18 protein-coding genes and 2 tRNA genes are annotated in these 21069 nt (G+C 40.5%); 3 read left to right on the top strand and 17 right to left on the bottom strand.

Translation table 11 applies throughout. From position 1 onward, the window contains the following. Nucleotides 1-6: 6 nt before the first annotated feature. From ggt to EHO65_RS12930, 5 genes are read right to left on the bottom strand one after another with little or no spacing between them, the layout of a single operon-like run. Nucleotides 7-1770 (bottom strand): gamma-glutamyltransferase, encoded by a 1764-nt coding sequence (gene ggt, locus EHO65_RS12950; protein ID WP_135774921.1) that lies wholly within the window; start codon nt 1768-1770, stop codon nt 7-9. Beyond that, the gene (gene clpA, locus EHO65_RS12945; protein ID WP_135774919.1) at nt 1770-4013 is read right to left on the bottom strand and encodes an ATP-dependent Clp protease ATP-binding subunit ClpA; all 2244 of its coding nucleotides are present in this window, start codon (nt 4011-4013) and stop codon (nt 1770-1772) included. The genes ggt and clpA overlap by 1 nt, the downstream gene beginning before the upstream one ends. Further along, nucleotides 4010-4333: an ATP-dependent Clp protease adapter ClpS gene (gene clpS / locus EHO65_RS12940; RefSeq protein WP_135774917.1), complete on the bottom strand. Its 324-nt coding sequence runs from the start codon at nt 4331-4333 to the stop codon at nt 4010-4012. The genes clpA and clpS overlap by 4 nt, the downstream gene beginning before the upstream one ends. Next, on the bottom strand, nt 4330-5499 hold the full coding sequence (locus EHO65_RS12935) for a GNAT family N-acetyltransferase (protein ID WP_135774915.1): 1170 nt from the start codon (nt 5497-5499) through the stop codon (nt 4330-4332). The genes clpS and EHO65_RS12935 overlap by 4 nt, the downstream gene beginning before the upstream one ends. 3 nt (nt 5500-5502) lie before the next feature. After that, nucleotides 5503-6090, bottom strand: coding sequence for an RNA polymerase sigma factor (locus EHO65_RS12930; protein ID WP_135774913.1), 588 nt, complete (start codon nt 6088-6090; stop codon nt 5503-5505). A gap of 124 nt (nt 6091-6214) precedes the next feature. On the opposite strand from EHO65_RS12930, the gene EHO65_RS12925 reads away from it, so the two are divergent. Further along, a complete protein-coding gene (locus EHO65_RS12925) occupies nt 6215-6841 on the top strand; it encodes an NrsF family protein (RefSeq protein WP_135774911.1) in 627 nt (208 codons plus the stop codon). 3 nt (nt 6842-6844) lie between these two features. Here the strand turns inward: EHO65_RS12925 and EHO65_RS12920 are convergent, their stop codons facing one another. The 9 genes from EHO65_RS12920 to EHO65_RS12880 all read right to left on the bottom strand — a co-directional run bounded on the left by EHO65_RS12920 (nt 6845) and on the right by EHO65_RS12880 (nt 16446). Further along, a complete protein-coding gene (locus tag EHO65_RS12920) occupies nt 6845-8728 on the bottom strand; it encodes an AAA domain-containing protein (protein ID WP_135774909.1) in 1884 nt (627 codons plus the stop codon). 5 nt (nt 8729-8733) lie between these two features. Further along, entirely contained in the window at nt 8734-9735 is a 1002-nt protein-coding gene (locus EHO65_RS12915; RefSeq protein ID WP_135774908.1) for a PLP-dependent cysteine synthase family protein, read from the bottom strand. A 30-nt stretch (nt 9736-9765) separates the two neighbouring features. Continuing rightward, entirely contained in the window at nt 9766-10392 is a 627-nt protein-coding gene (leuD, locus tag EHO65_RS12910) for a 3-isopropylmalate dehydratase small subunit (protein ID WP_135774906.1), read from the bottom strand. Nucleotides 10393-10404: 12 nt separating this feature from the next. Then, on the bottom strand, nt 10405-11802 hold the full coding sequence (gene leuC / locus EHO65_RS12905) for a 3-isopropylmalate dehydratase large subunit (protein ID WP_135774904.1): 1398 nt from the start codon (nt 11800-11802) through the stop codon (nt 10405-10407). Between the two features lie 125 nt (nt 11803-11927). After that, the gene (locus EHO65_RS12900; RefSeq protein WP_135774902.1) at nt 11928-13403 is read right to left on the bottom strand and encodes an FHA domain-containing protein; all 1476 of its coding nucleotides are present in this window, start codon (nt 13401-13403) and stop codon (nt 11928-11930) included. Next, nucleotides 13387-14172 carry an ATP-binding cassette domain-containing protein gene (locus EHO65_RS12895; RefSeq protein WP_135774900.1) on the bottom strand — a complete coding sequence of 262 codons (786 nt, stop codon included), beginning with the start codon at nt 14170-14172 and terminating at the stop codon, nt 13387-13389. Before EHO65_RS12895 ends, EHO65_RS12900 begins: the two co-directional genes overlap by 17 nt. 3 nt (nt 14173-14175) lie before the next feature. Continuing rightward, complete coding sequence (gene gmhA / locus EHO65_RS12890) at nt 14176-14763, bottom strand: D-sedoheptulose 7-phosphate isomerase (RefSeq protein WP_135774898.1); 588 nt, start codon at nt 14761-14763, stop codon at nt 14176-14178. 2 nt (nt 14764-14765) lie between these two features. Next, nucleotides 14766-15545 (bottom strand): LBBP_01157 family protein, encoded by a 780-nt coding sequence (locus tag EHO65_RS12885; RefSeq protein WP_135774896.1) that lies wholly within the window; start codon nt 15543-15545, stop codon nt 14766-14768. 1 nt (nt 15546) lies between these two features. Further along, a complete protein-coding gene (locus EHO65_RS12880) occupies nt 15547-16446 on the bottom strand; it encodes a glycosyltransferase family 2 protein (RefSeq protein ID WP_135774894.1) in 900 nt (299 codons plus the stop codon). 109 nt (nt 16447-16555) lie between these two features. Between EHO65_RS12880 and EHO65_RS12875 the strand changes: the two genes are divergently transcribed. Then, the gene (locus EHO65_RS12875; RefSeq protein WP_135774892.1) at nt 16556-18526 is read left to right on the top strand and encodes an O-antigen ligase family protein; all 1971 of its coding nucleotides are present in this window, start codon (nt 16556-16558) and stop codon (nt 18524-18526) included. Nucleotides 18527-18529: 3 nt separating this feature from the next. Here EHO65_RS12875 and EHO65_RS12870 read toward each other — a convergent pair. Both EHO65_RS12870 and EHO65_RS12865 read right to left on the bottom strand, forming a co-directional pair. Then, nucleotides 18530-18616, bottom strand: a tRNA-Leu gene (locus tag EHO65_RS12870). 17 nt (nt 18617-18633) lie between these two features. Next, nucleotides 18634-18704, bottom strand: a tRNA-Cys gene (locus tag EHO65_RS12865). A gap of 59 nt (nt 18705-18763) precedes the next feature. On the opposite strand from EHO65_RS12865, the gene EHO65_RS12860 reads away from it, so the two are divergent. Beyond that, nucleotides 18764-19216 carry a DUF4505 family protein gene (locus tag EHO65_RS12860; RefSeq protein WP_135774890.1) on the top strand — a complete coding sequence of 151 codons (453 nt, stop codon included), beginning with the start codon at nt 18764-18766 and terminating at the stop codon, nt 19214-19216. 19 nt (nt 19217-19235) lie between these two features. Here EHO65_RS12860 and guaA read toward each other — a convergent pair whose 3' ends face one another. Then, entirely contained in the window at nt 19236-21047 is a 1812-nt protein-coding gene (guaA, locus tag EHO65_RS12855; RefSeq protein ID WP_135774888.1) for a glutamine-hydrolyzing GMP synthase, read from the bottom strand. Nucleotides 21048-21069: the final 22 nt, after the last annotated feature.

Raw genomic sequence — 21069 nt, 5'->3', positions numbered from 1 at the left:
TTAATATTATTCCCCCACAGGGATTCCGTCTCCCCTTGGGTCAGCCGCACCATATAATGTTCCATTTTCTCTTTTTACACAAAATAGTTTCGCCATATTATTGCCTAGTCTTACCTCGTGTTTTTTTGCCTTCAACTGATTGAACGTGGCGGTATCAGTCGCAGGCCCTTCGATAGAAAGTGCGTCCGGAAAGAATTGATGATGGATCCTTCCTCTTGCAACAGACTCATACAAAGTAAGATTTAAGTCTAGTGTAAACAATATGGATTGCAAAACCGCATTTACGATATAAGAACCACCCGGCGCACCCGTAACCAAAAAGGTTTCTCCATTTTTGAGGACAATGGTAGGAGACATGGAACTAAGAGGTGTCTTTCCAGGCTGGATAGAATTTGCTTCCGCTCCGATAAGCCCATATACGTTAGGTTCTCCAGGGGAGCGGCTGAAATCATCCATTGTATCGTTTAATACGAAACCATATCCCTCCAGCACAACGGCTGCGCCAAATCTATAATTGATAGAATGAGTGGTAGAAACTGCATTTCCTTCTGCATCCACAACTGAGATATGAGTGGTCTCGTGAGACTCCGCCTTTAAATTTAATCTATCTAAGTAGGTAGAACTAGGGGTCGACTTAGTAGGATTGAAGTCTGAAATTTTTTCTTTAGCATACTCAGAAGAGACTAAAGTTTCGACCGGGATCTTTGTATATCCGGGATCTCCGCCTAAGACTGCCCTATCAGAATACCCTCTTCTCATGACTTCCGCTAAAAAGTGGTAATAATCACTTTGGGAAAAATCGAACATAGAATGAAGTTCTTTGGTTTCTAACATCTTTAACATAGTAAAAAGATGAACTCCGGAAGAAGGAGGGAACATGGTCCGAATATTATAATTTCTATAAGTGATCTCTAGAGGTTTTTCTTCTTTTACCTTATAATTTTTCAGATCGGCAAAATGAATAGCTCCCCCGTTTGCGGAAACTTCTTCTGCGAGTGCCTTTGCAATTGCCCCGGTATAAAAATCCTTATCTCCAGTTTCTGAAATGATCTTAAGAGTTTTTGCCAGATCTTTTTGGACCAATACCTCGCCTGGCTCGGGGATTTTTCCTCCCGGAATAAAGATCTTTTTCATACCGGGACTCATGTCCTGTTCCGATTCCTGGATTGCCTCGGAAAGATCAGGGTATACTATAAATCCATGTTCCGCCAATCGGATTGCGGGAGCTAAAACTTCTTTTAATGGAAGTTTTCCGAACTTTTTGTGGATCTGAATAAGACCCGCCACCATTCCAGGAACACCAACTGATTTATATCCGAGTAAGGATTCTTCCTTAGGACGTCCCTTATACATATTACGATTTGCTAAAGAAGGTGCTCTTTCTCTAAAATCAAAAGCGTATGATTTTCCGGATTTAGCATGGTGATAGACTAAAAATCCACCTCCACCGATCCCTGTGGAAGAAGGACGAGTAACGGAAACTGCAAAGGAAGAAGCAACCGCAACGTCGATCGTGTTTCCTCCCTTTTTATAGATCTCTAATCCGACCTTGGAAGAATCAATTGAATCCGTAGAGATCATGATCTTCTTGGATTCTGCAAATAAAGTGTTCGGATCTATCCCAAACTTAGGAGTTACAAGGTTCTGGGTAGAAACTTCCCTTCCTTCGATGAATAGAACGTTCTTCTTACAAGAAGTAAAAACAAGAAGAAGTAAAATAGAAAGTAGGAAGAAACTTTTGGGATTAGGTCTAACCGTTCTAAAAGACATTATTTTTCTCTAGAACGGAAGACTAATTTAAGTTCCTCGTTTTGTATTTCCAAATTCACATCCCCGCCGTTTTTTAATTCTCCGAACAAGATCTCTTCAGATAGTTTTTTGGAAATATTAGAGTCGATCCACCTCTGGACCGGCCTTGCTCCGAAAAGAGGATCGTAGGATTTTTTAGCGATCCAGATTAGAACATCCTCTCCGTAATGAAGTTGAATACTTTTCTCTTTCAGCCTGGTTTCCAGAAGCTCTAATTGTTTACGAACGACCTTGGAAACAGTACCTTCATCAAGTGATGCAAATTCAATGACCGCGGTAAGTCTATTTCTAAATTCCGGAGAAAATTGTTTCTCGATTGCCTTTAGCCCTCTATCGGTCAAAGCAGTATTATCAAATCCTAATGGGTTCGAAGCTCGTTCTCTAGCACCTGTATTTGTGGTCATGATCAGAATTACTTGTTTAAAATCTGCTTTTCTACCATTATTATCAGTTAGAGTGGCATGGTCCATGATCTGGAGCAAAATATTATAAATATCCTCATGTGCTTTTTCGATCTCATCCAATAGAAGAACACAATGTGGAGTGCGAACGATCGCATCGGTCAATTGACCACCCTGTTCAAAGCCAACATAACCTGGAGGAGAGCCTATGAGTCGAGATACAGTATGCTTTTCCATGTATTCACTCATATCGAATCGGATGAATTCCACACCTAAGATAGCGGCAAGTTGTTTAGATAATTCTGTTTTACCCACTCCGGTAGGCCCTGCGAATAAGAAAGAACCCACAGGTTTTCCAGGTTCTGATAATCCACTTCTGGACAGTCGGATCGCTTGGACTAGCTCAATCACCGCCTTATCTTGGCCGTAAATTTTACCCTTTAACTCTTCATCCAAGTTTTTCAGTTTTTCTCTATCGTCCGCTTTAACAGTTCTTGGAGGAATTTTAGAAATTTTTGATACTAATTCTTCGATCTCTTTTACAGTTACGATCTTGGATTTAGAACTTTCTCTGAGTTTAACTTTTGCCCCTGCCTCGTCGATTAGATCGATCGCTTTGTCCGGAAGTTTGCGATCTAAGATATAACGTTCCGCGAGTTTTGCTGCTTCTTCTACAGCACCTGAAGAATATTTAACGGAGTGGAATTGTTCGTATTTAGGAAGAAGTCCTTTTAAGATCTGGATGGTCTCTTCTACACTCGGTTCGTTTACTTCTAATTTTTGGAATCTTCTAGAAAGTGCATGGTCCTTCTCGAATATTGCTTTGTATTCTTTATATGTTGTAGTTCCAATACAACGAAGTTCTCCATTAGAAAGTGCAGGTTTCAAAAGGTTAGAAGCATCTAAAGATCCTCCCGATACAGCGCCTGCACCTATGATAGTATGGATCTCATCGACAAAAAGCACATTGTCCGGATCTGAAGAAATTGCCTGCACTACATTCTTCAGTCTCTCCTCGAATTCTCCTCTAAACTTTGTTCCTGCCAGAAGTAATCCCATATCCAAGGAATATACTTTCGTATTTTTTAATACATCCGGAACTTTTCCATTTACGATTTGAAGAGCAAGCCCTTCCACAATTGCAGTTTTTCCAACTCCTGCATCTCCTACGAAGATAGGATTGTTTTTCCTTCTTCTTGCAAGAATATGAATGGTTCTTTCTATTTCTTCTGCTCTTCCTACCAGAGGATCTAATTTACCAAGACTCGCTTTTTCTGTCAGATTCACACAAAAATCAGCGAGAGCATCTCCACTTTGTTTTTTGGAAGTCTCGTCAGTAGAATTACCTTCTCCTACCTTCTCACCTGATTTTTTAATTCCATGAGAAATATAACGAACCACATCGAAGCGGGAAATATCCTGTCTTCCTAAAAAGAAAACTGCATGAGACTGATCTTCTCTAAACAGAGAGGCTAATACATAACCTCCATCCAATTTTTTCTTCTCAGTGGATTGTACATGAAATGCAGCTAACTGAAGAACTCTTTGAGCTCCAATTGTATATTCAGGCTCGATTTCCCCAAAGGATTCTGGAACCGATTCCATTTCAGTATCTAAATATTCTTTTAATTCGGAGCGTAATTGATCCAGGTCCGCACCGCAAGCAAGGAGAACCTCTGCAGCAACAGGATCATAAGTTAAGGAAAGAAGAATATGCTCAAGAGTGATGTATTCGTTTCTTCTTTTGAGGGCTTCCGTTCTTGCTTGGTTAAGAGATTTTTCTAGTTCTTCGGATAATGTCATGTTTCTTCCCCCTCTTCAATTTCCATTTGGCAATGCAAAGGATGTCCATGTTCCTCTGCAAGCATATGAGTCTCGTTCACTTTAGTTCTGGCAACGTCATGAGAATAGACTCCACAAAGAGCCTTTCCGGTTGTATGTGCCTGTAGCATAATTTGTTCGCTCTCGACCTGGGTCCGATAAAATACCACCCTGAGGATCCAGACCACAAACTCCATAGGGGTATAATCGTCGTTTAAGATCACTACCCTATACTTGGCTGGTTTTTTGAGTTTCAGTTTCTCTTTTGTGAGAACCTGCTCTTCGGTTTTTAAATCACTCATTGGTCTTCGGATTCTCCCCTTACGGTCTCCTTTAATGGGGAAGAAAGATTAGTTTCCCTTATCATTTCCTGCATATGCATTCTTTCGTTTTCTAAAAAACGTTCAATCGCATTTCGAGCCTGGTCATGGAAAATAAAATGGGAACTATAAGTAGGAACGGCAGGAAATCCTCTTAAAAATTTCTGCTCTCCTTGGGCCCCTGCTTCAAAAATTTCAAAACCATTCTTGATCGCGTATTCGATGGGGGCGTAATAACAACATTCGAAATGTAGAAAAGGATAATGCGAAGAAGAACCCCAGTATCTTCCATATAACTTCTTTCCTTTTTTCAGGTTGAATGTTCCGCCTACCGTGCCTCCATCCTTCTCCGCTAAAAATAATACCAGATTTTGGGAAAACTTCTCCAAAATGATCTTAAAAAATTTACGATTCAAATAAGGAGATCCCCATTTTCTGGAATAGGTCTCTGTATAAAAGGAATAGATAGAATCCATGTCCTTTTCAGTGATATCTTTACCTTCTTTGCATAAGATCCGAATTCCCGATTCTTTGACCGTCTCTCTTTCTTTTTTGATCTGGATCCTTTTTTTAGATCTGAAATCTCCCAAAAAGTTTTCGAAACTAGTATAACTTCTATTTTTCCAATGGAATTGATGAGTGATCCGAGTGGCAAATCCTCTTCTTTCTAAAGCCCTAGCTTCTTCTTCCTCTAAAAAAAGAAAATGTATACTGGATAGTCCCTCTGTCTTTGCATTTTCTAATAAAGGCGGAAGTAGGATATCCAACGCTTCTTCCGCAGATACATTCTTCCTTCTTAATATCTTCTTACCGTTCACTGGAGTGAATGGATAAGCAACAAGACCTTTAGGATAATAAGAAAGTCCATTCTGAGAGAAAAAATTGGCCCAGGAATGATCGAAAATATACTCACCGTAAGAATCGTATTTATGATAAAAAGGAAGAGAAGAATGGATCCCGCTCTCATCTTCCGCAACCCAATACTCAGGATGCCAGCTAGTCCTTCCACCTACACAGGAAGAAAGTTCCAGCGATTGTAAAAATTCATGATTGGAAAAAGGATTTTCTGGATCTCCCAAAAGATTCCATTCTTCCGCTGAAATTTCTTGGAGAGAAGGTATCCTGGTGATCTTTGTTTTACCGGGCATTTTCTATTTCTTGGACGTTTTCGAGCCTTCTATCGTTCTCTCAGACTCGGAAAAAAATCGTTTCAACTTTTCCAGAGAACGATGGACGATCACTTTTACATTGGATTCGGAAAGACCCGTAGTTTCCGAGATCTCTCGGACCGATTTGCCCTCCAATTTAGCCATGGTTAGGATCTTTCTCTGACGCGGTTCCAGAACATTTAGCCAGGATTCCAGTCCTTGTTGGACCTCCCATCGGTCTTCTATCGAAATTTTTTCTTCCTGGGCAAATCCTTCCATCTCAGCAGAGACCATTCTATCCCTGGTTCCCTTCCTGCGGATATAGTCTATGGTCTTATATCTGGCAATGGAGAAAAACCAGGGTGCAAACGGTTTTTCTTTCCTGTACGTAACCCGGGCTTTGTGAATTCCGATCAGAATATCCTGGATCAGGTCTTCTCTATCTTCCTTGTCACGAACCTTTGAACTTAAATGATTGTTTAAAATTTCCCTGCATTTGGAGAGTAGGAGTTCATATTCCTTGGAATCTCCTTCTTGGGCTAAGCGCATTCTTTCCGAAAGAATTTGCCAGATATCTTGCTTTTCCGCCATGTAACCTTATGCAGTTTGACTCGAATGATTATATGAGTCGTATAAAGAAAGCTATTGGACTGGATTTTTTAAGGATGTCCAATCTTTCTTACTTTAATGCGGAAAATCTAAACCAGGAGGAAGCATGTCAAATTCAGAATCGGACAAGACGGGTAAACTGATCCAAACATTGAGTTCCGACTTGGAAAAAGGGACCCTTAACATTTATACCCTCTTCCTTTCCTGTTTGGGTTTAGTGGTCCTTGGAATCATCCTAGGCTGGTCCGTTTCGAATCTGGTAGGTAGAACGAATGCATTTCCTGGCTGGTGGCCAGAACCAACATTATTACTAATATGGGGAATTGTCTCGGCGTACCTATTCTGCAGACTTGCCTTCCCAGAGGAAAGATCCGCTTGGGCATTCTGGGCCGCAGGCACGTTTTTAGGGGCCTGGATCGTATTTATAATAGGTCGGCTTTTTATAGAAGAAGTTCCAGCTCATATTCATCTAGGACTTTGTCCCACAATTATAGCTAGCACGTCGATCTTACTTGGAGCAGGTGCTTGGTTTCTTTTGAAAAATACAGCGAGTTCCAGGCCAGGGCTATCCGGATTTTTATTCCTAAACCTTTTATTAGCGAGTTCTAATTTAGGTCTGAAATTCGTATGTTCCGTGCAAGATCCTTCTCATATTTTGATCTCTCATTTGGCATTTACATTGGTTTGGATCGGGGTCTTATACATTCCTGTCCGGAAAAAATTCAGTTGGTAAATTTTAATCTATAAACTCCCAGGCTGTCCTAAGCTCACCTGCTAATTCCACCGTCTCTAATAAATCTTTAAAGAAGGCGTTCTGTCCTAAGGTGGAACCGTCACCCACCATTACTAAAAGTTTTTTAGCTCTGGTCATTCCAACATTCCATCTTCTAGTTTCGGATAAAAATCCAATCTGTCCTTTTGGATTAGAACGAACCAAACTGAAAATCACTGCATCAGATTCCCTTCCTTGAAAAGAATCCACAGTTTCAACTTCTAATTGAGAAGAATGATCCGGAAGTATTTCCTCCAATTTTTGTTTCAGAAGATATCTTTGGTATCTATATGGAGAAAGAAGGATCAGATTTTTAGGATCCCATCCTGAATCTAAAATTTTCTTTACTATGTTTACAGTAAACTCTGCTTCCCAGGGGTTTCCCAAACTTCCCTCTGAATTTTCTTCCGAAGTATCCGTTCCAGAACTATCTAAGAATACTAAACTAGAACCGAATGGTTCTCCGGAATCAAAAGGAACTTTTTCTCTAAGATCTTTTTGTAATCCGGATTTCAGTCGATTTTCGTAAAATTTCAGATTCGGAAATGTTTGGATCGGGTCAGTCATTCTATACTGAGTATCCAAAAGAAATACTCTTTCCTTATCTTGGAAAACTGGAAGAAGTCTCTCCATTAAAGAAACCTTAAGTAAAGGATCTTCCGAGATGACTGTGGGAGGAAGTTGGAATGGATCTCCAGCGATCACGAACTTCTCCGCTTTTAAGATCGGGATCCAAGAAGAAGGTTCTATTGCCTGGCTACCCTCGTCTAAAATGGCATAATCAAATTCTAAATTATGAAGTTGGTAGGAAGAAGCCCCAGTATGTGTACATACTATGACTGGATGGGACTCGAGTAAATATCGGATCAAAACTTTCTGTCTTTCCTTGATACTTTTACGCAAGGAGTCAGCTTCTTTATAAAGACTTCTTCTTTCTTCTGCTTCTTCTTTCCCAAAACTCCTTTTGAATTTACGGGCCTTCTTTAACAACTCTTGGACTTCCTTTCTATCCCTCTCTATCAACTTTGCTTCCGGAGAATTATTTACTTTCATCTCCAAGGAATTCTGGAGAATATCAGGATTCATCCTGGCAGGATGACCAATTCTTAAAACAGGAACCTTTAATTTTTCTAAAGATTCTACAAGTAGATCGGAAGCGGAATTTGTCGGGGCGGAAGCGAGTATTCGTTTACCTTCGGAAGCCAAGAGTCGAATTGACTCCACAATCGTTTTGGTCTTACCAGTTCCGGGAGGACCGTGGACTAAAATAAAATCTTCCGTTTGTAAAATTGCAGAGACTGCTTTCTTTTGAGAATCATTCAGACTTTCCGGAAGATTAGAGAGAGGTTTAAAATTCGGTTTAGAAACTTCTAATTGATTGGAAAATAGGTCCGCAAAGTATTTTTCTCTGGAACCTTTTTTAGCGGAGATCACCTTTTCTAAGGCGCGATCCCATTCTTTAAAACTTGTCTCATCGGGAAGGATTTCCAAAGCAAGTTTGCCCTCTTCCACCCAATCCGGGACTTCTTCCATATAAACTAGGTAAGAGTCTTCGTTTGCTTTGAGTAGAACGGAAATATATTCTTCTGATTCTTTTACGATCCGAACAGGTGTCCCCGGTCTGAATAATTCCGGAATATTTTTGGATTTTGTGGGTTTAAGTAAAACTTTCCAGTTTCCATCTGCACTTAATTCGGCGTCTTCGAATACTAATGGAAATACTGTGAATCCGTCTTGGATCCTTTGATTAAGATCGGAGGAGGAAATTTCTTCCTTATACTTATCCAGCTCCGCTTTTCTTTCTTTTTTTAAAGATTCGCGTAATGCAGAATAATAAGATTCTTCCATTCCAATTAAAGTCGGTCAGGAGAAAGTACTACGATCTTATAGCTAGGAGTTTTTTGATCCTCTCGAGTTGGAAGACTTTCCGCGTAATGGATAGCGGATGCAAGCGTGGTACCGGTAGTTAACCCCGCAAAAATTCCTTCTTTTTGGTAGAGCTCAGATTGATAACGAAGTGCCTCGTCTCTATCAACTCCAATGTACTGGTCGGTCACTTTTGGATCGAAAGATTCAGGAAGTCGGATACTGGAATCACCTTGGATCATTTTACGGATGAAGCGAGAATTTTTACTCACTCCCATAATGACTCTTAGAGAAGGCTTTTTGCTTTTTAAATATCTTCCAACACCGGAAAGAGTTCCACCGGAACCTCCTCCTGCCACAAATGCATCTACATTCCCGCCAAGATCTCTCCAGATCTCCGGCCCGGTAAATAAGAAGTGCGCATTCGTGTTTGCCATGTCCTTGAATTCATTCAAGATCACACTATTCTTTTCTTTATCTTTGGCTGCCTTCGCAGTTTCTAAAAGAGAATCGTCCCAGTTACCTTTTGCAAGTTGAACAACTTCAACACTTGCGCCGTAAGATTTTAATTCTTTAATTTTTTCCTGATCTGTATCCGGAGCTAAAAATACTTTGAACTTGTATTGGCGAAGAGTAGAGATCCAAGCTAAAGAGATTGCAGTAGTATTATAACCAGCTTGGAAAATAGAACCGCCTGGTTTTAATTCCCCTCTTCTTTCTGCGGCAAGCACCATAGAAAGTGCAGTCCTATCTTTTACACTTCCTGTAGGATTACAGAACTCGGCTTTTAGATAAATTTCTACGTTAGGAATATGAGAACCGATCTGATTGAGTTTGATCAGAGGTGTGTTACCGATCATTTGGAGAACATTCTCCTTGATCGGTTTAGCTACACTTAGTTCCCTTCCAAAAGCATTTTGAACATTATTCAAAGCCCCCAGAAGGCTATTGCCGAATTCATCAATGGAGCGTGAAATTTCGTCGAACATAGTCTTCTAGAGTCCTGTATTTTTAGAAAATTACTTATGAGAAGCGTACAACCAAGGAACATCTTTTCGATTTTTCTCTTCGTAAGTAGAGATCTCTGCAGCATGCTGCAGAGTTAAACCGATATCGTCCAAACCGTTGAACAAACAATACTTACGGAAAGAATCCACTTCGAAATTGTAAACGTTTCCGGAAGGACTGATCACATTCTGTTTGTCCAGATCGATCTTAATTTTGGCTCCCGGAGTCTTATCCACGATCTTGAAAATTTCGTCCACTTCTTCCGGCTTTAAAACAACCGGAAGCATACCGTTTTTGAAACAATTATTATAAAAAATATCAGCGTAAGAAGGAGCAATAATCGCTCTAAATCCGAAATCTTCCAATGCCCAAGGAGCATGCTCTCTGGAAGAACCGCATCCAAAATTATCTCTGGTTACAAGAACGGAAGCTCCTTTGTATCTGTCTTGATTCAGACTGAACTCCGGATTCGGCTTAGTTCCTTCGTCATCCAAGTATCTCCAGTCATGGAATAGATGGATCCCGAAACCTGTGCGTTCTATTTTTTTCAAAAATTGTTTAGGGATGATTGCATCCGTATCTATATTTGGGCGATCAATTAGGACCGCTAAACCTTCGTGTTGAGTAAAGGGTTTCATGAGTCAGTATCCTTATTTCCAGTTCCGAATATCTACAAAATGTCCTTCGACAGCAGCGGCGGCAGCCATTGCAGGACCGACCAAGTGAGTTCTTCCACCTTTTCCTTGTCTTCCTTCGAAGTTACGATTAGAAGTAGAAGCACATCTATCCCCAGGTTGTAAAACGTCGTCGTTCATAGCAAGGCACATAGAACAACCTGGTTGTCTCCATTCGAAGCCTGCTTCTATAAAAATTTTATCCAGTCCTTCCGCTTCTGCTTGGCGTTTTACTCTTCCGGAACCTGGAACTACAATTGCCTGGACTTTATTGGAAACCTTCTTTCCTTTTACAGTGGTCGCAGCCACTCTCAGATCTTCTATTCTGGAGTTTGTGCAAGAACCGATGAATACCTTATTAACAAAGACATCTTGCATCTTTTGTCCAGGTTTCAGGTCCATATATTTGAGTGCGTTTTCGATACTGATCTTTTCTACAGCATCAGGTGCATCTTTTGGATCGGGAACAATACCAGTTACAGGAACTACTTGTCCTGGAGAAGTTCCCCAAGTAACTTGAGGAGCAATCTCTTCTGCTTTTAATACGATGCTAGTATCAAATTTTGCTCCCTCGTCTGTTACATAACGTTTCCATCTTTGGACAGCGAGATCCCATTCTGCACCTTTAGGCGCGAAATCTTTTCCTTTCAGATAATCAAAAGTAGTTTGGTCAGGAGCGATAAGTCCTGCTCTTGCACCAGCCTCGATAGACATATTACAAACAGTCATACGAGCTTCCATACTTAAGGAAGAAATTGCAGATCCTCTATATTCGATTACATATCCGGTCGCACCACCTGTGCCAATCTTACCGATGATCGCAAGGACGATATCCTTCGCAGTTACATGAGGAGAAAGTTGGCCATCTACTCTGATCTCCATGGTCTTTGCTCTTCTTTGCAAAAGAGTTTGAGTAGCAAGCACATGTTCTACTTCGGAAGTTCCTATTCCAAAAGCAAGTGCTCCGAAAGCACCATGAGTAGAAGTGTGAGAATCCCCACAAACAATAGTCATCCCCGGATGAGTGAGTCCCATCTCAGGAGCGATCACATGGATGATCCCCTGGTCAGGGTGATTTAGGTCGTAAAGAGTAATACCGTTCTCATTACAATTTTTGATAAGGGTTTTCATCTGGTTGGCAGAGATCGGATCAGCCAATTCCAGGTCACGGATCCGAGTGGATACGTTATGGTCCATGGTTGCAAAAGTAGCTTCCGGACGGCGGACCTTTCTAGAAGCCATACGAATACCATCAAAAGCCTGGGGACTCGTTACCTCATGGATCAGATGTCTATCTATATAAAGTAGATAAGACCCTCCATCCAATTCACCGACCAAATGGTCTTCCCAGATTTTTTCGAACATCGTTTTCATGGTGCGCAGATCCCCCAGGGGGTAATTCAAGAGTAATGATTAGACTTCCTTACGGAAGCTCTCTTCCATGCTAAAAATCACGGGTTTTTCGTAAAGAAGGTTCCGGGACGAAGGTCCCGATTCTATCATTTGCCTCGGAAAACGAGTAGAGCCTTGCCGATTCCGATCTCGTCAAAATCGTACAAGATCCTCGGTCTCAGAATTTTTTTACCATTTAAGAAGGTTCCCGATTCTGAAACCAGATCGTATAGAACATAACGATTACGAACCTTTCTGATCCTTGCATGATTTTTACTGACAGATTGTTCGTATAAGACCAGATCACAAAGGTCTGAATTTCCTATATTGGTCTCAGCTCTTGCGAGTGAGTATTGTTTACCTGGATTTCTTCCCTCTTTAAAAACAAGGGTGGCCTTTTCGTAGGACTCACCTTGTTCGAATTCCTTTAAAGCGACCGGAGCCGCCCTTTCCGTTTCGATCCGATCTTCCTCGGAGTAAACGAGTTGGTATTGGTTGCCGTACATTTTACGGTAAGCGTCTTGTTCAAATTCTATTGTATGAAGTCTTTCTTCCGGACTAACAGTTCCTTCAGGATTTTGCTTTTTTCCTTTTTTCAAAACCACGATCAGAGCAACCAAAGTAAGAACTAATAAGAAAGTAAAGCTAGGCAAAAAGATAGAAGGATGTAATAAGAAAACAGCTAGCCTGGTTCTAAACGGAAGATCATAAGAAAAGCTAAGTCTTCTGGAATTTTTAGTTTCTAGTTCTACTTCCAGATTTCCACTTCCTTGGAATTGCCATTCGTCTTGGAAAGGAGACTCATAAACCAGGGACCAAGGCTCTTTTCTGAAATAATCCAGATCTCCAAAAACTTGGGTCCTAAAATCAGGACTATTCAATGAATAGAATGTTCCACCATATCTTTTGGGTAAAAACTTTCCTCCATTAGAAGGAAAGGACAAAACATTGATGGGGATATTGGGAGTGTATTCTCCATTCTGTGCTTCGTTGGATGGAATAAAATCTTGGTCGTAAAAGATTGTGAGTATATAATCCGTATCTTTCAAACGGGAAGAGATCTTTTGGAAAACATAGTCTAGGTTTGCAGAAGTATTCCTGTTGGACTTCCCACCCGGTACCTTGGCTTCTTTTAAAGCATCCGATTTACTTAAGTCATCTTTGGAGAAGAATACATCATCCGTAAAAAATACAAAACTGAACCTATCCGCAGAATCTGCTCTTTCCACAATTGTTTTTAAGATCTCTGTGGCCTGCACATTATGATCGAATGAATTCGTCATTTGAGTAATCAGATAAATATGGACCGGTCTTGTACCTTCCGGTCTATGGATCTTAAGAGGTCCTACTCTTCTGGAACGATTTTCTTTCTGTTCCGAAACCGTGAGAATTTCCTGATCTAAGGATACACCCTTACCTGCTCTCAATTTTAATTCTACTTTAGGATATCTGGAAATATCATATTCTTCCAAATGAATATTTTCCGCCCCGACAAACGTAGAATATACGAAAGCCGCTAAGATCAGAAAATGAAAGAAGAAGGAACGGATCATAAGGTTTTGCAATTTAAGCGGGATTTTCATCCAAAGTAAACAGTTTTCTGGAATACTCTAAATGAGGTTCCCAGGACCCGTTTTGGTTTTTTAGGGTCTCCAGTTTTTCTCCAGATCTCATCACAGTAATAGTATCGGCCAGTTCCCTAGCAGAACTAAGATCATGGCTGATAAATAGAAGCCCCGCTCCCAGCTCTTTCACCCTGGATTTTAGAAGTTCCAGGATCGCCTTTCCAGTATTAGGATCTAAAGCGGATGTCGGTTCATCGGCCAGAATCAGCTCTGCTCCGGAATACACCGAAAGTAGTACTAAAATTCTCTGTCTTTCTCCGCCGGAAAGTTGGTGGGGTTTCGACTTCCAAGCAGCAATCGGATCCGAAAGTCCGAATTCTTTTAATAAACGAATACAAGTTTCCTCGTTTGCAAACTCAGGTTGGATGAGAGAAAAATATTCCAAGATCTGAGATCCAATACTCAAGAATGGATGAAGACCGATCGCTGCGGTTTGAGGGATCAAACTGATCCGTTTTCCTCGCCAATTTTCCCAGAGAGAAAAATCTCCGTTAGGTACATCTTGGGAGAAGATATGGAATTTTTTCCAAGATACGGAAGCCTTTTTATCTAAAAGCCCAAGAACTGTATTTGCAAAAGTGGATTTTCCGCTTCCGGATTCTCCGACCAAAGCATGTACTTCTTTTTTTGAAATTTGGAAATCGAAGCTTTTAAGAATGTAAGAAGACCCGATTTTTACATTCAGGTCTTGTATAGAAAGAATTGTTTCTGAGGAATCTCTCTCCAAGTTTTATCCCAACTGAAAGAGTTCGTATTCCACGATAGAACAAAGAATATGACCGATCAGAATATGGGACTCTTGGATTCGAGCAGTCTCTTTTCTAGGAATAATCAGATCTAGATCCGCCATTCCTTTCATTTTTCCACCGTCTCCACCTAAGAAAGAGATCGTTTTCATCCCGATCTTTTTGGCCGCTTCCATTGCTGCGATCACGTTTTTAGAATTCCCGCTGGTTGAAAGTCCAACGAGTAGATCTCCAGGTTTTCCAAAAGCTTCCACCTGACGAGAAAACACAAATTCATATCCATAATCGTTCGAGCATGCAGTTAGAACTGCTGAGTCGGCATTTAATGCCAGTGCAGGAAGAGCTCTTCTTTCATTTCCCGATTTGTAACGGACCACAAGTTCTGCAGCAATATGAGATGCGTCACAAGAAGAACCACCATTTCCGCAAAAAAGGATCGTATTCCCTTTTTTTAATACTTCAGAAGCAATTTTTCCTGCTTCTTCAATTTCAGTAAGAAGTGTATCCAATACCGCTTTTTTAGTCTCAATAGAGTCTTGGATCTGCTTGGACGCGATTTCTGTTAAGTTCATTCTCATTTATCCTTTTTAGACCGAATTTTAGAGAGCACCGACTCAAAATCTTTTTTAGCAGAATCGAATTCATACAGTGTCAAATTTTCGGAATGCGGAGAATTCCTATTCCCGCTTACGTTTAAAAAATACAGTTCTTTGGAAACGATCTGTTTTACTCTTTCAGAAGAATTTGCCTGGAAAACATCTTCAAATTCTTTTCCCAAAAAAACCAATAACACTGCGATTGTGCTAGGCCTGAGATTAATCAATATTTGTTGTTTCCAGATCGGATCCCAAGTTAAGATCTCTTTCCAAGAATCTGCAGAACGTTTTAAGTCCGGTTCTTCTTGCAAAACTGCCCAAGATTCTTCATCCCAATTCGGAGTATTGATCCCGGATAAGATACTTTTTAGACTCTTATGATCTCCGCTTAAAAGTCGGTTTAAATCAGCCTCTCCTAAAAAAATCACTCCGCTGATCTTATCACCTTGCTCAGTTAAATAGTTTCCGGTGGACACGACCAAAGAATATTCTCTACCAGATTTTTCCTTACCTTCTAAGCGAAATAAGTTGCGATTGTTTTTTGTAAGTTTAAGAGAGGGGTTTTCAAAAATTACGCCGGAAGGTTTTTTACGGGTCACAAAAAAGCGGTCCGCCTTTTCTCTTAGGTCTTTTAATTCCCAGGTATAACCTCGACTATCCCGAACTAGTTCTTTCTCTGATCCTGTAGAGACAGTCTTTTTCTTCCTCCAGAAAAAGAGTTTATTCCAAAAACCTGATTTTTGTTTGCCCTTGGCCATCTTAGTTCCCGTAATCTTTTCGGAGATTAGAAGGGCGTTCTATCAATTTTTTCCCCATTTCGTAGACCTTTGCTTCTTTTAGAAAAGTGGAATATGCTGAAGAGATCGCTATCGTAAATCCGGGAAATCCGTCCAAGAACCCAAGTTTAAAAACATATATCTCTATAAATTTCCCAAAAGGTTTGATGATCGTACGGGCCAAAGAGAATTTTTTATTCTTCTTCCAACGGGTCCAAGAAACAATAGATGAGAATTTATTGATCGTATCTACTTGTTGTGCGAGATCTGCAAAACTATAATGTAGGATATCCCCTTTTATCTTTTTGCCCTTCCCCTCTACCACCAAATAGTCATGAGGATTTTCCCCGGTCCATTTTGACTTGGATTTTCGGATAATACGATATTTAGTCTGAGGATACCAGCCTGAGAAGCGGATAAACCTTCCCATATGGAATGTAAGCCTGGAAACTTTGAGCCCATTTAAGGAAGGATCTTCCGGACTTTCCAAAAATGTACGAAGTGAATCTCTTAGTTCCTCACTCAGACGTTCGTCCGCATCCAGAGAAAGTATCCATTCATTCCTACAAAGAGAGATTGCATCATTCTTCTGTTCTACATGTCCCTTAAAGTTCTGGGAGGAAAAACGGACTTCCGGAAAAGACTCGCTGATCTCTTTGGTCTTATCTGTACTATTGGAATCTAAAACAATGATCTCGTCTGCGATATCCCTGCAGGATTTGATGCAGTCTCCGATATTCGTTTCTTCATTATAAGTGATGATTGCTACCGAAAGTTTTTTTAGAAATCTTTCCCGGACCTCGTTTCTACTCAGAGGAGCTTTGGCTTTAGATTTCTTTTTTTTAGGGGAAGAAGGTTCCTTGGTTTTAACGGATTCTGCCATATATTCGAATATCGCAAAGGAGCGAATGAATTCCTAAAATAGTAGGTTTTCCTTCTTTGTCAGCGGTTTTTTCTGGAAATCTGAGAGGAAAAGGAAAGTCTGGGGACCGGTGAAACCTAGCTTCTTTTCTCAAATTTCCGAGATCTCAGGTAAGATCTCCTTACATTCCTTATTATTATTTTTAGTAGCATTTCCACTTTCTGTTTCTGCCTCTCAAATCCTGGCGGGCCTGAGCATTTTCTGTTTTATATTCTCCCCTAAGGAGAATTTTCAAAAAATCAAAACGTATCTTTTGCCATGGGGATTCATTTTAGGAGCCTATGCACTCGTATTCATTTCATCTTTATATCACTGGGAAGAATATTCCAATTTTTGGAAAACCTTTACAAGGCAATCGGAGGCGGGAGATTTTTGGCTTTCTATCCTATTTCCAATTGCGGCGGTACATTCTTCTGATGAAAACAATCGAAAGCTGATCTATAAATATCTTTGGATCTCATTCTTACTCGTTCTGATTTCGGGGATTGCCTCCGTTTTCAGCGAATATAGACTGGGTAAATTTATCTCAAACGGTTTCACTCCTGCCCCTGGAGATAGAAGGCAACATCCTGCTGGACCACTTTTCGGTCTGGAGACTTATCTTCCGATCGGACTAATGAACACTCATTTGACTTATGGTGGATTGATTTCTTTTTATATTCCGGGACTTGCACTTCTGGTTTTACAAAAAATAAAGAAGAAGGATTTTAAACTCACTCTAGGATTTGCGGTCCTTCTCTTATTAGCCTCATGGGTATTTTTGCTCAACCAAAGTAAATCTGCCTGGTTAGGAGTTCTTGCAGTCACTCTTTATTTTATTCTAAACAAATGGAGAGATTTCTCAGGTAAATTTCCGAGGGTAACTTTTACAAGAATTACGATCGCTATCGGACTTTTAATCATTCTAGGAGGAACAGTTCGGTTCTTTTATCAGAAAAACTGGTTATTACAAAGGACACTCGCCCAACTCACAGAGATACAAACTCCTGAAAACCAAAGATATTGGATCTATAAACTCAGCCTTCCCTTGCTTGCAAAAAACCCGATTTTAGGAACGGGAGGAGGAAGATTCAAAGAAACAAGTTCAGAAGTTTCTAAATCATTTATAGAGAAGAATGAACAACTCTGGTATGAGCTATATATCACTCCGAATAAACATGCTCATAATGATATTTTAGAATTTGCGATAGTAGGCGGCTGGCTTTCCGGGATTTTATGGATTGGATTTTTTTATCTTTTATTTAGAAAGATCTCTGATTCTAGTTTGGAAGACGGTAACTTTCCTTTAATAGGTATTGGATTTATCTGGGTAGCTGGATTTTTCCAATGTTATCTTTTGGATGATGAAGTCGCACTTCCCTTCTTTGCATTGGCAGGACTTTTATGGGGAAGGGAAAAGGAAACTTCTTCTAAATTTTCCAAAACCTCTGCAATTTTCTTAGGGCTTACCTTCCTCTTAAACACTTCCTTTTGGATTTGGAGACTTTCTATCCCGGCGGAACTCGCGTATGGAAGACAGGTATTTGCTTCTTCTTCTCCGCTTGCTAAAAAGATAGAAAGGCGTATCCTTCCTTTTAGAAATCAAAGGGAAGAAAGAGAGAAAAGAATTTTGGAAACTATTTCAGTTTTACCTTCCGAAGGAAATTCAGAATTTTCTATAGAAGGTTGCCTTACTCATAGATATCCAAATCCAGCAAAACTCAGAGAAGAAGATTATTCTTTCGGAATTTATATTTCTCCTACATGGAAAAACTCACCTACCAAGATGAACGTAACAGTTTTCTCAGAAGAATCTTTTGATGAGGACAAACTATATTGGTCTCATAGAAAATACGATTTGGGGATGAAGGAATTAGATCTAAAACCTGGTTGGAATTCATTCGTGTGGAAAGAGACCTTGGGGCTTTCTAAAATTACGATCTTTCCGGATATCGTATTTTTTAGGAGTTTTAAGATTCGATTTGGGGGTTTCAGTCCGGAGAAGCAGATGGATCTTCCTGTCCTAGACTTGGGAGATCTCTGCGATTTTAAATTGAAGTAAAGTTGGTACCTGGAGCGGGACTTGAACCCGCACGAGCGTGAACTCACAGGATTTTAAGTCCTGGGTGTCTACCTATTCCACCATCCAGGCGTTTTTGAGACTCTGCCAGGCGTCGCCCGGATTCGAACCGGGGATCAAGCTTTTGCAGAGCCATGCCTTACCACTTGGCCACGACGCCGATATGAGGTATGATTTTGTGTGTGGGCAAGGTGTCAATAGAAAAGTGGAGGAAAGACTTTGAGGATCTATTTCTATCGAATCGACTCGAATTCTAGACTTTTCCACGCGGATTCCGAACTGACGGATAAAAAGTTTTTAGACTTCTTTTTCACTCATCTAGAAAAAAATCAGACCGGCAAATATCCGGAATGTGCCTATATCTCTCCTTGTGGGAAAGAATTGAATTTTGTGCAAACGGAACATTATCCAATTCTTTTTAAACAAAGAATTGGAGATAAACTCTATTATGGAGGAGAAAAAGGGATCTTATTCCAACCGGAAAATTTGATATTTGATACTTTCGGAAATCTGCTCCACCCTTTTCGTAAGGAAATCTGGGGAAGGATCTCTACCGAAATCCTTTTAGATCCTGAATTAGAATGGAGAGAAAATTCTGAAAATTGGGATCTGATTTGGGGCGAAAAAAAATTCCTGATCCCAAAGTTCGATCCAACTGATCTTTCAGACTAAGCGCGGACTCGAGTGAAATTTATTCCCACTCAATCGTGCCAGGCGGCTTGTTGGTTAGATCAAAAAACAAATATTCAATTTGAGGAATTTTGAGAACTTCTGAAACCAGTTCTTCCAAAACATCTTTTTCCAATCGGAAAAAACTAGCAGTCATTGCTTCTTGAGAATCAACTGGTCTAAGAACGATACTTCTTTTTCCGGATTCAGAGCCCAAAGGAAGAAGTACCACAGGCATTTGCCAGATCTGATCATAGATCTTTCTTTTTTGTAGGACCTTCTCTACCGCAGCGTCTGCTTCTCTCAAGATATCAGAATCTTTTTTGTCCAAGTCGATTGGTTGGAACTTGAAGTTTGCTTTTGAGAAGGACTCAGGGCTACCTAAATATAGAACGACTCGATTTACGGAAGAAATTTGGTTTGTAATGGCTGTAGAAATTTTATCCAACTCATCCCAGGTTTTGTCTCCGGAAATTGCAGCACAATGAGCATAAGATCTTTGGTCTCCTTTTACTCCTACGGAAGCTACAGGAAGAAGTTTTGCTTGTAGAGAAGATTCTGTTCCCACCAGCTCATCTAATTTTTTCTGAACAGATTCTTCTGTAGGCTTTTCTTGAGCGATCATTCGGACCACAAGTCCAGGCCCTGGGAAAGGATGCCTTCCTGTCCATTCTTTAGGAAGCCCAAGGTAATTCCCAAGTTCTCTGACTTCGTCTTTATAGAGGTCCTTGATCGGTTCTACTACCTTGCCTTCTTCCATTAATTTTTGAATGGCTTCTACTCTATTATGATGGGTCTTGATCGTATGAGAATGTTTGGTCCCGCCACTTTCAATTGTGTCCGGATAGATGGTCCCTTGTCCGAGTAACCATTCGTCTGCATTCAATCCTAAACTTTTAGCACAATCTGCCTGTGCTTGTAAGAATAGATTTCCTACAATTTTTCGTTTTTCTTCCGGATCCTTTTTTCCTTTTAGAGCGGAATAAAAAAGTTCAGAAGAATCGTGAACATGCAATTGGATCCCTTGAGGAGAAAGTTTTTCCTGAAGACTTGCTACTTCGTCCTTTCTCATAAATCCGGTGTCGATCAGAACACCCTTAACCCTATCTTTTCCTAAAGCTCTGGAAAGAAGAAGGTAAGAAACAGTGGAGTCCACTCCTCCGGATACAAGTAAGAAGATCTTTTTGTCTGCAGGAACGATTGAATGTAATTCTTCTTCCTTTAGATCTAAGAATTGTTTTAGATTCCAGGTGCCTTCTGCCCCGGAAATTTTTACAAAGTTTTCGAGAAGGACAGAACCTTTTTCAGTATGAGTCACTTCTGGGTGAAGCTGGATCCCAAACCATTTTTGGGTAGGATTTTCAACCACTGCATATTCGCAGTCTTGACTGGAAGCGGTGCGGGTGAAACCGGAAGGTAAACGAGTCACCTCGTCCCCATGGCTCATCCATACTACTTCCCCGCCCGCAAAACCTTTGAGTAATTCTGTTTTAGGAGTATCAATAAAATCTAAAGCGGCTCTTCCGTATTCTGCTATGCCTGCTTTTTTAACTTCTCCACCCAAAAGTTTCATCATAAGTTGGTGGCCATAACAAATCCCTAAAACAGGAATTCCCAGTTTTAGAACTTCGACGGGTAGCGATGGAGAATCCGGTTCATATACACTTTCCGGTCCTCCGGAAAGAATTATGCCTGAAAGTTTGGAATATGTTTCAATAGGTTCGTCGTTACCTATAATTTCGGAATAAGCCCCCAAACGACGAATTCTGGACGCGATCAAATGGGCGTACTGCCCTCCAAAATCCACAATCCCAATTACATTTTGGTGCTTCATTCCAAGGTATCCTTAACGTTTC

It is taken from the genome of Leptospira andrefontaineae (assembly GCF_004770105.1).
Lineage (GTDB): Bacteria > Spirochaetota > Leptospiria > Leptospirales > Leptospiraceae > Leptospira_B > Leptospira_B andrefontaineae.
Note: the sequence above shows the minus strand (reverse complement) of the source record. Positions and strands in the feature narration are given on the sequence as shown.